Annotated in this window: 19 protein-coding genes; 9 read left to right on the top strand and 10 right to left on the bottom strand. The window is 54.9% G+C overall.

Annotated features, from left to right (window positions below; translation table 11 throughout):
- Nucleotides 1-17: 17 nt before the first annotated feature.
- A complete protein-coding gene (locus tag OAN307_RS01585) occupies nucleotides 18-785 on the top strand; it encodes a sulfite exporter TauE/SafE family protein (RefSeq protein ID WP_015498126.1) in 768 nt (255 codons plus the stop codon).
- Here the strand turns inward: OAN307_RS01585 and OAN307_RS01590 are convergent.
- Nucleotides 782-1363 (bottom strand): DUF3859 domain-containing protein, encoded by a 582-nt coding sequence (locus OAN307_RS01590; RefSeq protein ID WP_015498127.1) that lies wholly within the window; start codon nucleotides 1361-1363, stop codon nucleotides 782-784. The genes OAN307_RS01585 and OAN307_RS01590 overlap by 4 nt on opposite strands.
- A 9-nt stretch (nucleotides 1364-1372) precedes the next feature.
- Nucleotides 1373-2971 (bottom strand): phosphoenolpyruvate carboxykinase, encoded by a 1599-nt coding sequence (locus tag OAN307_RS01595; RefSeq protein WP_015498128.1) that lies wholly within the window; start codon nucleotides 2969-2971, stop codon nucleotides 1373-1375.
- A gap of 320 nt (nucleotides 2972-3291) precedes the next feature.
- Between OAN307_RS01595 and OAN307_RS01600 the strand changes: the two genes are divergently transcribed.
- From OAN307_RS01600 to OAN307_RS01630, 7 genes are read left to right on the top strand one after another with little or no spacing between them, the layout of a single operon-like run.
- Nucleotides 3292-3993: a response regulator transcription factor gene (locus OAN307_RS01600; RefSeq protein WP_015498129.1), complete on the top strand. Its 702-nt coding sequence runs from the start codon at nucleotides 3292-3294 to the stop codon at nucleotides 3991-3993.
- Between the two features lie 11 nt (nucleotides 3994-4004).
- Nucleotides 4005-5744, top strand: coding sequence for a sensor histidine kinase (locus OAN307_RS01605; RefSeq protein WP_015498130.1), 1740 nt, complete (start codon nucleotides 4005-4007; stop codon nucleotides 5742-5744).
- Complete coding sequence (locus OAN307_RS01610) at nucleotides 5745-6194, top strand: HPr kinase/phosphorylase (protein ID WP_015498131.1); 450 nt, start codon at nucleotides 5745-5747, stop codon at nucleotides 6192-6194.
- 21 nt (nucleotides 6195-6215) lie between these two features.
- Nucleotides 6216-7103, top strand: coding sequence for an RNase adapter RapZ (rapZ, locus tag OAN307_RS01615; protein ID WP_015498132.1), 888 nt, complete (start codon nucleotides 6216-6218; stop codon nucleotides 7101-7103).
- Between the two features lie 22 nt (nucleotides 7104-7125).
- Complete coding sequence (locus OAN307_RS01620) at nucleotides 7126-7521, top strand: PTS sugar transporter subunit IIA (RefSeq protein ID WP_044044415.1); 396 nt, start codon at nucleotides 7126-7128, stop codon at nucleotides 7519-7521.
- A 9-nt stretch (nucleotides 7522-7530) separates the two neighbouring features.
- Nucleotides 7531-7800, top strand: a complete 270-nt coding sequence (locus OAN307_RS01625; RefSeq protein ID WP_015498134.1) for an HPr family phosphocarrier protein — start codon at nucleotides 7531-7533, stop codon at nucleotides 7798-7800.
- A 42-nt stretch (nucleotides 7801-7842) separates the two neighbouring features.
- Nucleotides 7843-8709, top strand: a complete 867-nt coding sequence (locus OAN307_RS01630; protein WP_044043022.1) for a lysophospholipid acyltransferase family protein — start codon at nucleotides 7843-7845, stop codon at nucleotides 8707-8709.
- 4 nt (nucleotides 8710-8713) lie between these two features.
- On the opposite strand, the gene OAN307_RS01635 is transcribed toward OAN307_RS01630, so the two are convergent.
- Nucleotides 8714-9589: a 3-hydroxybutyryl-CoA dehydrogenase gene (locus OAN307_RS01635; RefSeq protein ID WP_015498136.1), complete on the bottom strand. Its 876-nt coding sequence runs from the start codon at nucleotides 9587-9589 to the stop codon at nucleotides 8714-8716.
- A gap of 164 nt (nucleotides 9590-9753) precedes the next feature.
- On the opposite strand from OAN307_RS01635, the gene OAN307_RS01640 reads away from it, so the two are divergent.
- On the top strand, nucleotides 9754-10572 hold the full coding sequence (locus OAN307_RS01640) for a DUF6473 family protein (protein ID WP_015498137.1): 819 nt from the start codon (nucleotides 9754-9756) through the stop codon (nucleotides 10570-10572).
- A 77-nt stretch (nucleotides 10573-10649) separates the two neighbouring features.
- Here OAN307_RS01640 and OAN307_RS01645 read toward each other — a convergent pair whose 3' ends face one another.
- The 7 genes from OAN307_RS01645 to OAN307_RS01670 all read right to left on the bottom strand — a co-directional run bounded on the left by OAN307_RS01645 (nucleotide 10650) and on the right by OAN307_RS01670 (nucleotide 14700).
- A complete protein-coding gene (locus tag OAN307_RS01645) occupies nucleotides 10650-11579 on the bottom strand; it encodes an electron transfer flavoprotein subunit alpha/FixB family protein (protein WP_015498138.1) in 930 nt (309 codons plus the stop codon).
- The gene (locus OAN307_RS01650) at nucleotides 11580-12338 is read right to left on the bottom strand and encodes an electron transfer flavoprotein subunit beta/FixA family protein (protein WP_015498139.1); all 759 of its coding nucleotides are present in this window, start codon (nucleotides 12336-12338) and stop codon (nucleotides 11580-11582) included.
- 121 nt (nucleotides 12339-12459) lie between these two features.
- Nucleotides 12460-13032 carry a cob(I)yrinic acid a,c-diamide adenosyltransferase gene (locus tag OAN307_RS01655; RefSeq protein WP_015498140.1) on the bottom strand — a complete coding sequence of 191 codons (573 nt, stop codon included), beginning with the start codon at nucleotides 13030-13032 and terminating at the stop codon, nucleotides 12460-12462.
- Nucleotides 13032-13235, bottom strand: a complete 204-nt coding sequence (locus tag OAN307_RS01660) for a twin transmembrane helix small protein (protein ID WP_015498141.1) — start codon at nucleotides 13233-13235, stop codon at nucleotides 13032-13034. Before OAN307_RS01660 ends, OAN307_RS01655 begins: the two co-directional genes overlap by 1 nt.
- A 60-nt stretch (nucleotides 13236-13295) precedes the next feature.
- Complete coding sequence (locus OAN307_RS01665) at nucleotides 13296-14123, bottom strand: SDR family NAD(P)-dependent oxidoreductase (RefSeq protein ID WP_015498142.1); 828 nt, start codon at nucleotides 14121-14123, stop codon at nucleotides 13296-13298.
- A gap of 53 nt (nucleotides 14124-14176) precedes the next feature.
- Complete coding sequence (locus OAN307_RS31085; RefSeq protein ID WP_144055687.1) at nucleotides 14177-14395, bottom strand: SH3 domain-containing protein; 219 nt, start codon at nucleotides 14393-14395, stop codon at nucleotides 14177-14179.
- Nucleotides 14290-14700, bottom strand: a complete 411-nt coding sequence (locus tag OAN307_RS01670; protein ID WP_015498143.1) for a hypothetical protein — start codon at nucleotides 14698-14700, stop codon at nucleotides 14290-14292. The genes OAN307_RS31085 and OAN307_RS01670 overlap by 106 nt, the downstream gene beginning before the upstream one ends.
- Between the last annotated feature and the right edge of the window lie 48 nt (nucleotides 14701-14748).

The following is a 14748-nucleotide window of genomic DNA, read 5'->3' on the forward strand; positions in this document are numbered from 1 at the left end:
AGTGTATCTCAATCAATATGGATCACTTTCTAGGATTAGACAGTTTTTATTCGGTCGCGTTCGTTCTGGCCGTTGCGCTTTTTGCGGGGCTCGTGAAGGGCGTCGTGGGCTTTGCAATGCCGACTATCCTTATTTCGGGTCTGACGCTGGTGCTGGCCCCTGAACAGGCGCTGGCCGCGTTGATCATCCCCACATTGGTCACAAATGGGTGGCAGGCGCTGCGGCAAGGCATGGGCAGTGCGATAGGAACCGTTGTGCAATTCCGACTGTTTCTTGCCTGTGGTTTGGTGATGTTGGTAATGAGCGCCCAACTTGTCCGCGTTCTGGACGCTCGCGTTCTTTACGGATTGATCGGCGCGCCAATCGCGCTTTTTGCAGCGCTTCAACTTGCAGGCTGGCACCCCAAATTGGCGCAGCGTTCCGCCCGAATTGAGGCCGCAGTCGGTAGCTTCGCCGGTTTCATCGGTGGAATGTCCGGTATTTGGGGTCCACCGACCGTGGCATACTTGACGGCGATCGACACGCCCAAACAAGACCAGATGCGCGCACAGGGCGTGATCTATGGATTGGCCGCGGTAGCGCTGGCGGGATCGCACATTCAGACCGGGGTTTTTCGGGTGGAGTCGTTGCCGCTGACGCTCGTGATTTTGCCGTTCGCACTGGTGGGGGTCTGGTTGGGGTTTCGAGTACAGGACCGCATCCCACAGGTGGCATTTCGGTCTGTAACGCTGGTGGTTCTTGTATTTGCGGGGCTGAACCTGTTGCGGCGCGCGGCGTTTGGCTAACTGAGCAGGTCAAGGTAGCCGCAAACACCCGCAAGCTCGGGTAGCGCGCTAGGTGACACGACGGTGAACGTCGTTTCATAAATAGGGTAACCATTCAGACTTGCCGTCATCACCCATTCGCCCAAGGCCAATTCATAGCCAAAATCAAATTGATAAAACGTGACACTGGGGTCGACGTTTGATCCGATGTTGGTTGTAAAACTTTGTTCCGTAACACCGCTGCCGTCTAACGGTGGATGGGTAATGGTCATAAGAACGCCGTCTTGACCAAATTCGGACACAAGGCCGGATCGAACCCCGAACCCGATTCCCAACACCGCGGGCACAGCGCGGCCTTTACTGACAAAGGGCGGCGCGTCTTCAATGACATGTGTGGAGCCAGCGATGGTGTCGGGCGCATCACGAGCCCCGTCGCTCGGCTGCGCGCAAATCACCCCAGCTTCAAAGAAGCCGACCATTGGCGAGGTAAAGTCGGGCGAGACAAGGTCGTCTTCAGCCACCAAGACGGTCGCGCCCCAAGTCGCTCCAAGGCACAGGGCAAAGGCGCTCTTCGCCAGTGTCAGGCGCATCTTCTTCATGTCGGCAACTTAGCCAATTGCGCAGGCTTTGACATCGTCATCTATGAACGGGACATATTGGGCAAAATTACTGGCGAACATATCGACCAATTTCGCCGCCTGTGCATCGTAGGCCGCTGTGTCGCCCCATGTTTCGCGCGGGTTAAGAAGGACATCGTCCACCCCATTGCAGGTCACGGGCACATCAAAGCCAAAATTTGCGTCTTTGCGGAATTGACCCTCGACCAGCGTCCCGTTCAGCGCCGCCGTCAACAAAGCGCGCGTGGCTTTGATCGGCATCCGTGATCCGGTGCCATAGGCCCCACCCGTCCAGCCAGTGTTTACCAGCCAGCACGTTGCTCCGTGGTTCGCGATCTTGGTGCGCAGCAGGTTCCCGTATACTTCGGGCCGGCGCGGCATGAACGGCGCGCCAAAACAGGTTGAGAACGTAGGTTCTGGTTCCGTCACACCGCGTTCGGTGCCAGCAACCTTGGATGTGAAGCCGGACAAGAAGTGATACATCGCCTGCGCAGGTGTGAGCCGTGCAATGGGGGGCAGCACGCCGAACGCATCGCAGGTCAGCATGATGATGTTCTTGGGATGCCCGCCCAGTGCCGTATCGCTGGCGTTGGAAATGTAGTTGAGCGGATAAGCACAACGCATATTCGCAGTCAGGCTATCGTCGTGGAAATCCAGTTCCAGCGTCTCTGGATCGAACACCATGTTTTCAATGATTGTTCCGGGCATCTGGGTTGTTGCGTAAATTTCGGGCTCTGCCTTGGGGTCCAGACCGATGGTCTTGGCGTAGCAGCCACCCTCGAAGTTGAAAATTCCGCGATCTGACCAGCCGTGTTCATCGTCACCGATCAACGTGCGGTTCGGGTCTGCGGACAACGTGGTTTTGCCTGTGCCGGACAGACCGAAGAACACCGCGCTGTCTACAGGGTTGTCTTTGGCGTGGTTGGCCGAGCAATGCATTGGCATGATATTTTGCTCTGGCAGCAGGTAATTCATCAGGGTGAAGACCGATTTCTTATTCTCACCCGCGTATTCGGTGCCCGCGATTAGGATCAACTTGCGATCAAAATTCATGGTGATGACGGTTTCGGACCGACATCCATGGCGTTTCGGATCAGCGAGGAAGCTTGGGCAGTTTATGACAGTCCAATCAGGCGCAAAACCAGCAAGTTCTGTCGTTTCTGGCCGGCGCAACATGTGGCGGATGAACAGCCCGTGCCACGCCAGTTCCGTTACGACACGCACGTCCAGACGATATGCAGGGTCAGCGCCACCAAATAAATCCTGCACGAAATAGTCTTTGCCGCCCATGTGCGTAACCAAATCGTCATACAGGCGATCAAACGCATCAGGCGTCATTTCGGCATTATTTTCCCACCAAATGGTGTCTTCTGTGGTTGCCGAGCGTACGACGTGTTTGTCCTTCGGCGACCGACCTGTGAATTTACCTGTGGTCACAAGGAATGTGCCGCCTTGACCAAGCTGGCCTTCACCGCGTTGCAGGGCTTGCGCAATCAAATCGTCTTCGGAGAAGTTGTAATAGACCTGTCCCAGCCCGATGATGCCCTGATCGGACAACTTCATGGATGGGTTGACCGTGCCGTGGTCCATAGTCTTTCTCCTAGGTTTGAGAGGCGCAGAGCCCCCGTACACACCGATCTAACATGACGGTTTTGTGGGTTAAAAGCCGCCTTTGTCACCGTTAGCGCAACCAATTGCACGTTAGCGCCACCACGGTGGTGAACCGCCCACCCAAGCTAGGGGCAGCGGCAATAAGTGAGACATTTTAGTCATTAGTTACTGTTTATGAGGGTACAAAGAGACGTTCTTTGTCGTCCTTTTCCAGTTTTGGATTGATTCGTACCCCCTAAGCAGTGCAAAACAATGGAAAAAGCAGGCAATAAAAACACGAGCAGTAGAGGGGCAGTAATATGTCACGAATCGCACTTGTCGATGACGATCGGAATATTTTGACATCCGTACAGATCACGCTTGAAGCCGAAGGTTTTGAGGTGGACACCTATGCAGATGGCCAGCAGGCACTGGATGCGTTCAACAAACGCATGCCTGAATTGGCCGTTCTGGACATCAAGATGCCACGCATGGATGGCATGGATCTGTTGCAGCGGTTGCGTCAGAAAACAACGATGCCGGTGATCTTCCTGACGTCCAAAGACGATGAAATTGACGAAGTCCTTGGCCTGCGTATGGGCGCGGATGACTACGTCAAGAAGCCCTTTAGCCAGCGTCTATTGGTTGAACGCATTCGCGCACTGTTGCGCCGTCAGGATGCGATCTCGGGTGAGATCATGGAAGAAACAGAAGAAACCAAAGTCATGGTCCGTGGTGATTTGACGATGGATCCCTTGCGCCACGCGGTGAATTGGAAGGGCAACAATGTGTCCCTGACCGTTACCGAATTCCTGCTGTTGCAGGCGCTGGCCCAACGCCCCGGTTTTGTAAAGTCGCGCGATCAACTGATGGATGTGGCCTACGACGACCAAGTCTATGTCGACGACCGCACCATCGACAGCCATATCAAACGTCTGCGCAAGAAGATGCGAACGGCGGATGATGAATTTTCGGCGATTGAGACACTTTATGGTATCGGGTATCGGTACAACGAAGATTAAGAAGGCATTCGATGACGGTTGCCCCCAAGATTGACGTTCGGGATCTGAAGTCTGTGCGCGATGCTGCGCACGGGCGCGATCACATCGTGCTTGGTGACGATTTTGTAGCGCTTCGCGCGAACAGTGCGACCGCGCAACGGCGCAGACGGCGCGGTATCTTCGACCTTTGGAAATCACCGCTGGCGCGCAAGATCATCACGTTCAATCTGTTGGGCCTGATCGTTCTGGTCGCCGGCGTCCTCTACCTGAACCCTGCACGCGATAACCTTGCCTATCAACGCGGCAGTGCGTTGGTAAACGAGGTTGAATTGATCGCCGACGTGTTTGAAGCCCAGTTGCCCGTGAACGCCCCCGTCAATCTTATGAGTGGCGATGGCATGGACGCGCAAATCACGCTTGAAAATCTGGATCTTCGTGGTGGTATTGACGTGTACCTCCTTGATCCGAGCGGGACGCTCGTCCAGAAATGGTCCGACCCAACCCCGCAAGACGCACGCGTTCCCGGGCTTGAGCTCAGGAACGACGGCGTTTTTCTGACCAATGCGCTCAGCAGTTTGTTGCAAAAGCTGTCAGGCGTTTTTGGCAGTGTTGACCAAGAAGTGTTACCGATTGATTTTACCGCAGAGCTGCGGGACGACGTGCCTGTTACACTTGAAACGGGCACATGGATTAAAACCCAAGTGGACCCGCAAGGCCGATCCTATTTCAAAGTTCTGACACCTGTCGTTCAGCAAGGTGGCACGCCAGTCGGAGTTATTGCGCTGGTCTCCGCGCCCGGTGAACTTGATGCATTGGTCAGTCGTGATCGTGAACAGCTTTTGCAGATGTTTATTATCGGTATTGTCGTTTCCATCGCTATGAGCCTGGTACTTGCATCGACCATTGCCCATCCGCTGTCCGAACTGGCCAAAGCTGCAGAACTTGGTCGGGACCGGAATGCGCGCAAAATGTCACCGCACCGCATCCACATTCCCGATTTGACTGGCCGCCCCGATGAGATTGGCCGTCTGTCGGGCGCAATTCGAGGCATGGTGTCGGCATTGTTTGAACGTATCGAAGGCAATGAACAATTCGCGGCTGATGTGGCGCATGAAATAAAAAATCCATTGGCGTCTTTGCGGTCCGCCGTCGGCACGCTGCGCAAAGTCACGCGCGAAGATCACCGTGAACGCATGCTTGAAGTGATTGAACACGACGTACAGCGATTGGACCGCCTTGTGAGTGATATTTCTAATGCGTCACGGCTGGACTCGGAGCTGGTGAAAGAAGAGGAGGAGGCGTTCAATCTGATAAAAACGCTTGGTAATCTGACCGAATTCCTTGGTAATCAAGCCAAAGAAAGAGGCGTGGATTTCATCTCAGACCTGCCGAAAGACCCGATTGAGATTATGGGGCTTGAAGGTCGTCTCGCTCAGGTCTTTGTCAATCTGATTTCTAACGCGCTTTCTTTTTGCGAAGATGGCGATGCGATCCGCGTCTGGGCGCGAAAACGCGAAAGCCGCGTCTTGATCGTTGTTGAGGATACCGGCCCCGGTATTCCTGAGGGCGCGTTGCAGAAGGTATTCCAACGTTTCTATTCCGAACGACCCGCGACGCAATTCGGCGATAATTCTGGCCTTGGATTGGCGATTTCAAAACAGATCGTCGAAGCGCACGGTGGTGTTATCTGGGCTGAGAATATTCGCCCGACGGACGCCGACATCGGGTCTGAACCGCTTGGCGCGCGCTTTGTGGTTGGCCTGCCGGTCTAGATGCTGTCCGAGCCACCCCAGAATGGCCCCGACGGCCGCCTACAACTCCATGCCAGCACTGTCGTAATACGCGGCAAAGCCATTGCAATTACGGGCCCTTCAAAGTCTGGAAAGTCGGGGCTGGCGTTTAAACTCATGTCCCTTGGCGCAACCCTTTTGGCCGACGATATCACTTGGCTTGAGGCAACACAGACCAGCCTGATGGCCAGTTGCCCGCCGACACTGTCGGGGCGGATTGAAGCGCGCGGCGTTGGCATTCTGAATGCCGTTCCCGCGCCAGCTGCACCGCTGCTGCTGGTCGTCGACTTAGGTATCGCTGAACCCGCACGTTTGCCGGCTCGCAAGATGATCACACTCCTTGGACATGACATTGCGCTGCTTCACACCGCCGCAATTCCCCACTTTGCCGATGCTATCGTGCATTATTTGATGCATGGTAGGGCGGACTGAACTACCTTTTTGAGGACCAAAATGACCGATGAGACGCCAAAACCACAGAAACTGATCGTTGTCAGCGGCCCGTCCGGCGCGGGGCGGTCCACAGCAATCAACGTGCTTGAAGATCTTGGGTTTGAAGCAATTGATAACGTTCCGCTGACGCTGATTCCGCGATTGACGGACGGTCCCCTGCTGCGCCCGCTGGCGATTGGTCTGGATGTTCGCAACCGTGACTTCACCGTGTCCGGCGTGTCCGATTTAATGACACAACTGCACCAACGGGCGGATATTGACGCGCAGTTGCTGTTCCTTGAGGCAGCGGAAGACACCCTCGTTCGGCGCTATTCCGAAACGCGCCGCCGCCATCCGCTTGCCCCTGATGAACCTGCAATTCAGGGGATTAGGCGCGAAGCAGATTTGCTTATGCCGTTGCGCCAAAAAGCGGAATTTCTACTGGACACGTCAGACATGTCGCCGCATGATCTTAAGGCGCACCTGACAGACTGGTTCGGAGACCGTGGTGCGGCGTTGTTCGGCATCAGTTTACAGTCGTTCTCGTACAAACGCGGAACCCCTAAAGGGGTGGACATGATGTTTGATTGCCGGTTTCTGAAGAACCCCTATTGGGACCCGTCGCTGCGTGCATCGACAGGGCTCGATCCTGCGGTCGGGACGCATATTGAAACGGACGCGCGTCTTGCAGGGTTTGTGGCTAAGGTGACTGACCTGCTACTTATGCTGCTTCCCGCCTTTCGCGAGGAGGGAAAATCTCATCTGAGCATCGGGTTTGGCTGTACCGGTGGGCAACACCGATCCGTCTACGTGACTGAACAATTGGCCTTGGCCCTTGCGAACCAAGGTTGGCAGGTGTCTAAGCGACATCGAGAAATGGACCGGACTCGGATGAGTCCACTGCCTTGAGGCGGATCAACGGGTGGCGAATTTGATCGGAATCGTGATTGTTGCGCATGGCGGGCTGGCGGCAGAGTATCTGTCAGCGGTAGAGCATGTCGTTGGCAAGCAGACTGGAATTCACGCTATCGCCATTGCACCGGATGATGACCGAAGCCTGAAACAGGATGAAATTTGTGCTGCTGCCGATTCTGTAGATACGGGCGGCGGCGTGGTGATTGTGACGGATATGTTTGGTGGGTCGCCGTCCAATCTGTCGTTGCGAGCCTGTAGCCCCCAGAACCGCCGCATTTTGTATGGCGCGAATCTTCCGATGCTCGTAAAGCTTGCCAAATCGCGCAACAAATCTGTGATCGACGCCGTGAATGTAGCGCTGGATGCCGGACGCAAATACATCGACAGTCATGCTGTCGAGCTGGACACCTAAGGTCAAAAAATGGCGCTACGCACCCTGAACATTACTAATATCAAAGGGCTGCATGCGCGCGCGTCTGCCAAATTCGTCGAAACGGTTGAGAAGTTCGATGCCCAAGCCGAAGCGTCCAGGGATGGGATGTCGGCCGATGGGGACAGTATCATGGGGCTTTTGATGTTGGCAGCTTCCAAGGGAACCTCTATTGAGGTTGAAACAAAAGGCTCGCAGGCCGATCAGCTCATGGATGCGCTGGACGCGCTGGTGTCAGATAAGTTTGGGGAGGGGGATTAACCTCCCACCCCATGATAGGCTAGGAAACCGCGCTTGACCGACATGTCAACAAGATCACAGACGTCACCGGTCGAGGCCGATGCGCCGCGCGTCTATGATCGCCGGTCTCTAACATATTCCGAAACTTTTGATAACAATACCAAGCGTTGGTTCATCAAGGCGATGGAATGGATGACGGGCAAGATGACGATCATCCGCCGCATCCGCGCCTTTGAGAAAATGGGCCAGCCATCAGGTCAGGCGTTCTGGCCCGCCACCATGAAGGTTATGGGGATCGATATTCAGACCCCACAAGACCAGCTAGAAAATATCCCTGAAAAGGGTCCGGTGATGTTCGTTGCGAACCATCCCCACGGTATGATTGATGGCATGGTTTTGGCGGACTTGATTGGTCGCCGTCGAAATGACTATCGCATTCTAACCCGATCCCTGTTGACGGGAATCGACGAAGCGGCGTCGAGTTATATGATTCCAGTTCCGTTCTTACACCAAGCGGACGCACAAGAAAAAATGATCGAAATGCGGGCGAAATCGATGGAACATCTGGGTAATGGCGGGCTGATCGCGTTGTTCCCGTCCGGTGTTGTCGCTGCATCCGAAACGATGTGGGGGGCCGCAATCGAGGAGGAATGGAACGTCTTTACCGCCAAAATGATCCGTCGATCCGGTGCCACTGTCGTCCCGTGTTTCTTTCCGGGCAGCAACTCGCGGGCCTATCAAATTGCCAATCAGATCAGCGCGACGCTGCGTCAGGGTTTGTTGATCCACGAAATCGTACATGCCTTTGACAAGCCGCAAAAACCCATTGTCGGCAAGCCGATCACTCCGGCAGAAATTGCTGAACGTGGCGATGATCCACGTGCCTTTATGGCGTGGCTGCGCGAACACACGTTGTCGTTGAGAGAATAACGACCTAGCGCGTGGGAACGGGAACCTCTCCGCGATAATCATAAAATCCACGATCTGTTTTGCGACCCAACCAGCCTGCTTCGACGTATTTTGTGAGCAGCGGGCAAGGGCGGTATTTTGTATCTGATAGCCCGTCGTGAAGCACCGTCATGATTGCCAAGCAGGTATCCAACCCGATGAAATCCGCAAGCTCCAGCGGGCCCATCGGATGGTTCGCACCAAGTTTAAGCGACGTATCAATGGACAAGACGTTGCCGACGCCTTCGTAGAGCGTATAGACGGCCTCGTTGATCATCGGCATCAGGATACGGTTTACGATGAAGGCAGGAAAATCTTCAGCGGTGGCAGAAGTTTTTCCAAGCCGATCCACCACACCTTTGCAGGCATCATAGGTCGGCACGTCCGTCGCAATGCCACGGATCAATTCGACCAATTGCATGATCGGGACAGGATTCATAAAATGAAACCCCATGAATTTTTCGGGTCGGTTAGTACGGGACGCAAGCCGTGTGATGGAAATCGACGAAGTGTTGGACGTCAGAATCGTATCTGGCGTTAGGTGCGGTAGCAGATCCTCGAAAATTGCCTGCTTAACGGTCTCGCGTTCAGTCGCCGCTTCGATCACCAAATCGGTGGGCCCGAGGTCGGTTAATTTAAACGTCGTATCAATGCGGCGAAGGCCTTCGTCTTTGTCGGCTGCTGTGATCAGGCCCTTGGACACTTGGCGGTCCATATTGCTGGATACCTTTTGTAAAGCAGCGGCAAGGGCATCTTCGCTGATGTCTGTCAACAACACGTCATAGCCCGCCAAAGCGCAGACATGCGCGATGCCGCTGCCCATCTGCCCAGCGCCCACAACGCCAATCCGTTCAATGCCCATTTCCGTCAGCCCTTTTCTAATTGGTGCCACCATAGGCGTGCGCAAGGACACTCTCAAGCGCCACACATCCGCACAAGTTTAGTCAATTGCGGACTTTAGGGATTTAGCAACAGAATCGGCAGAAAGTGGGCAGCGGTGAGTGAAAATTAAGAAGGGTGGGACCCATGAAGACCGATATGATTCCGAGGGGCGTTTTGCGCCTGACGCGGTGCAACTATGGCCTGTCGAAGCTGCCGTTTCGTGGACCACTGCGACCAACAGGGGGCCGCTACGTTGCGTTTCTTGGTGGATCAGAAACATTTGGAAAATATATTCCGGTACCGTTTCCCGACCGTATCGAAACAGCAATCGGTGAAGTTTGCGTGAACCTTGGCTGTCAATCAGCCGGTCCAGATGCATTCCTGCACGACACAGCGGTTCAATCGCTGTGTCATGATGCAGCGGCAATCGTGATCCAGTTGTTTGGTGCGACAAGGCTCAGTAATTCTTTCTATAAGGTGCATCCGCGCCGTAACGACCGCTTCATTGCCCCGACAGATCAACTGATCGCGCTCTATCCTGAGGTCGATTTTGCTGAAATATCTTTCACAGGCCATTTGATTGCGCGGCTTCACGCGGTCGACAATGAGCGTCTTTTACTTGTTCGGGATCATCTGACGAAAACTTGGGTACGTCGGATGAAGACCCTCGTGGGGCTGGCGAAGGGGCCCGTCTTTCTGCTCTGGCTCGCATCGCGCGCACCGCAGGACGCCAGCATGGGCATTCGTCCATCTAGCCATCCTGCGTTTGTGACCCGAAAGATGATTGAGGCTCTGCGACCATACGTCGCTGGTATCATTGAAGTTGTTGCAGAACGCGGAACGACAGACGGTATGCTGTTCGCCCCGCTTGACACCCTCGCAGCAGAGGAAATGCTTGGCATCAAAGCGCACGAGGCTGCGGCGAAAGCATTGCGTGCACCGCTGATCCACGCGCTTGGTTGACGCCTGTCAGAGACGCAAAAGGCCCGCCAACCGGGGCGGGCCCTTGCAATCAGTTTGCAACCTAAGAAACGCGCAATCTAGCTAAGCTTTTCAGTCAACTCAGGCAAGGCATCAAACAGGTCGGCAACCAGACCGAAATCCGCAACCTGAAAGATCGGCGCTTCTTCGTCTTTGTTGATCGCGACAATGACCTTGGAATCCTTCATGCCAGCCAGGTGCTGGATTGCGCCGGAAATACCAACCGCGACATAAAGGTCAGGCGCCACAACTTTACCGGTCTGGCCAACCTGCCAGTCGTTCGGGGCATAACCGGAATCGACCGCCGCGCGGGATGCGCCAACGGCGGCGCCGAGCTTGTCGGCCAAGCCTTCAATCAGTTTGAAATCATCCTCGGAACCAACACCACGGCCACCGGACACAACGATCCCTGCGGACGTCAGTTCAGGGCGATCAGATGTTGCAACTTTGTCTTCGATCCATTCTGACAGGCCCGCGTTTCCAGCGGACGCGATCTCTTCGATAGACGCAGAGCCGCCCACACCAGCGGCATCAAACGTTGCGGTACGGATCGTCATGACCTTTGTCGCATCCGTTGATTTCACAGTTTGCAACGCGTTACCTGCATAGATCGGGCGCACGAAGGTATCGGCATCAACCACGGCGACCACTTCGGAAATGATCATCACGTCGAGCATCGCTGCTACGCGCGGCATGATATTCTTGGACGCGGCAGTGGACGGCGCAACGATGTGGGAATAATCACCGGCTAACGATACGATCATATCAGCCATAGGTTCGGCCAAATCATGGCCATAGGCATCGTTGGATACGCACAGCACGTTTGAAACACCGTCCAGTTTGGCCGCCTCTGCTGCCGCACCTTGGCAGCCGGATCCAGCGCACAAAACGGTGACATCCCCCAGTGACTTGGCCGCGGTCAGCGCCTTTGCCGTCGCATCCACAGACAATTCACCATTCACAACTTCGGCAATTAAAAGAACAGCCATTTATACAGCCCCCACTTCTTTGAGTTTCTCGATCAACTCATCAACTGAGCCAACAATGATACCAGCGGCGCGGGTTTCAGGTTCCGCTGTTCCGACAATAGTCAGACGTGGCGTCACATCGACGCCGTAATCTGCAGGTGTCTTTTCATCCATCGGCTTTTTCTTGGCCTTCATGATGTTAGGCAAGGATGCATAACGCGGCTCGTTCAAACGCAAGTCGACAGTAATAATCGCTGGCATCTTTAACTTGATCGTTTGCAAACCGCCGTCAACTTCGCGGGTGACCGTGGCGGTGTCGCCATCCACGTCAAGTTCGGACGCGAACGTGCCCTGCGCCCAGCCTGTCAACGCCCCCAGCATCTGCCCCGTCGCATTCATGTCGTTGTCGATCGCTTGTTTGCCTGCCAACACGATGCCTGGCTTTTCCTCGTCGATGATCGATTTCAGGATCTTCGCGACGGCCAGCGGTTCAATGTCGTTGTGCACGTCGTCAGTCGCGACAACCAAAATCGCGCGATCAGCCCCCATCGCCAGCGCAGTGCGCAGGGTTTCTTGGGACTGTTTCACACCGATGGATACGGCAATGACCTCGTCCGCCTTACCGGCTTCCTTCAGACGGATCGCCTGTTCGACAGCGATTTCATCGAACGGGTTCATGGACATTTTGACGTTCGCAAGATCAACACCGCTGCCGTCCGCTTTGACACGAACTTTCACGTTATAATCAATGACGCGTTTGACGGGTACGAGGACCTTCATCGGCGGATTCTCCCAGTTTAGATTCTATTGTCTTGAGTTTCGTAGCGTGGCTGACATTAGGAAAACAGCACAAAATCGACCCGCATGTGCCATGTGACGCCAAGTTTTTGCCAATTGCGGCCTAACGGTTCGCGCCCGGAACCCACAACACATCATCTTTGCCGTCATTGTTGGCAATACGTGAGGCGTTGAAAAACCAATCAGACAGGCGGTTCAGGTACTTCACCGCCGCCACGTTCACCGTTTCCACAGTCGCCAATTCCACGGACAGCCGTTCTGCGCGCCGCGAAACCGTGCGGCAAAGGTGCAGATGTGCAGCCAACGCAGACCCACCGGGCAGAATAAAGCTACGCAATGGCGACAGAATATCATTCATCGCGTCGATCTCATGTTCCAGCCGCGTGACCTGCGTATCGGTCATTCGGAGTGGGGGGTATTCTGCGTCGGCGTCTTTTTCCATGTCGGGGCGACACAAATCCGCGCCCAGATCGAACAAATCGTTCTGGATCATCGCCAATTGCGAAACCATGTCACCGCTCGCATGCAGTCTGGCCAGACCAACCGTCGCATTGGTTTCGTCGACCGTGCCATATGCCGTTACGCGCTTTGAATGTTTCGCCACACGACTGCCGTTGCCCAATGCAGTTTCGCCGCCATCGCCGGTCTTTGTGTAAATCTTGTTTAAAACGACCATCAGTTGCTCCCTGTGGATCGGGCGTAGGCAATGCCCACAATTAAAATAACGGCCACGAATTGTGCCACGATGCGCAGTTGCATAATCTTATTGGCTTTCTTGCCGTCGCCGCCAGCCTTAAACGTCGATAATCCCCAAGCCAGAACAACCGCCACAACGAGGCAGGCGATGACTATGACGTAGGAGAACGGATTGTCAGCCATGAATTCGGATCCTTAATGGAATTGATCGACAGTTAGCAGGCGACGCGCAAAAGGGAAGGGTTAGGCCTTGCGCAATACACGGTCTAGGGCCCGCGATGTCAGGATTCGCCGTAAAAACCCCATCAGATAGGTCGTGGTTGTGACGTAATATCGCGGTTTGGGGTTGCGATGTGTGACTGCCCTAAGCAGCTTTGCAGTTACCGCAGAGGCCGGCAATTCATACTTATCGGGTCCACTGTCTTCGTACAAACGTTGGCGCAGGCCTGATTCGTATTGCGCGCGTCGGGGTGAATTTTCCCAATCTATCCATCGCTCGAAATGTGGGATCGAGTTTTTGCGAATGTCTGACGTCACTGGCCCCGGTTCGATCGTGATGATCTTGATGTTGGTATCTGCCATCTCAATCCGCAGGGTGTCTGTCAGCCCTTCAAGCGCGAATTTTGTTGCGTTGTAGGCCGCCCGCCAGCGCATCGCGACCAGTCCAAGAACGGATGAATTCTGCACAATCCGCCCATGACCTTGCGCGCGCATCACGGGAATGACGCGGATTGTCAGATCATGAACGCCAAACACGTTGGTTTCAAAAATCTCGCGCAGCGCATCGCGCGGCAGGTCTTCGACAGCACCAGGGGTCCCAAAAGCGCCGTTGTTGAAGAGCACATCGAGAGTTCCACCCGTGGCTGCCAACACCTCACCCAGCCCAGTTTCGATACTGGCGGGGTCGGCGTAATCGACCAGCGGCGCATCGAACCCTTCGGCCCTTAGCCGATCGCAGTCTGCTGGCTGGCGGCACGACGCAAAGACGCGCCATCCTGCCGCACGCATCCCATGGGCGGCGTCATAGCCGATCCCTGAAGAACAGCCAGTGATGAGTATGGATTTTTTCATATCCGACGTCATGCCCCGCATCTGCTAAGGCGGCAAGGGGCATCTGAGCGGGTTTAGGTGTTGGTATCAGTCAAAAGACGTTCGGCTATCCAACCTTCGATGCCACGATCCACAGTGCTGACATGCGCCCAGCCGTCCGCATCCCAGCCGTCCGCATCAACGTTTATTACCTCAAGCTTGGTGCCGCCGTCCAGCTTGGCAATAACATCAAATCCGGTACCTGGCCCATGCGCATGTTCACGCGCGATCCGGCGATTTCGCGGATGTCCAATTCGTGTTCGAAAATCGCCTCAACCACAGGGGCAATATTTGCAATAACGTTTGGTTCAACGGTATCAAGCGCAACCAACTGCGCAACAGCGAGCGACACTGAAGCATTTGAAACTTCGGGCTGGACGATAATGTTAGATGATGGAACGGACAGCAGCGTTGTTGTCGCTGCACGGGCAACGATTTCAGGTGCTTGTGACTGCACGACTGCCGCTTGGCGTTCGACCGGCGCAAAGTCCCCGCCGCCTGCCATTTCGTAATAGACCCTGCCCATAAAGTTGAATGTTAACCAAACACAGCTTTGCATAGACGAGAACCCCTATAGGTTCTTCAAATGTTCACGCAACGACTCTAA

It is taken from the genome of Octadecabacter antarcticus 307, assembly GCF_000155675.2.
GTDB lineage: Bacteria > Pseudomonadota > Alphaproteobacteria > Rhodobacterales > Rhodobacteraceae > Octadecabacter > Octadecabacter antarcticus.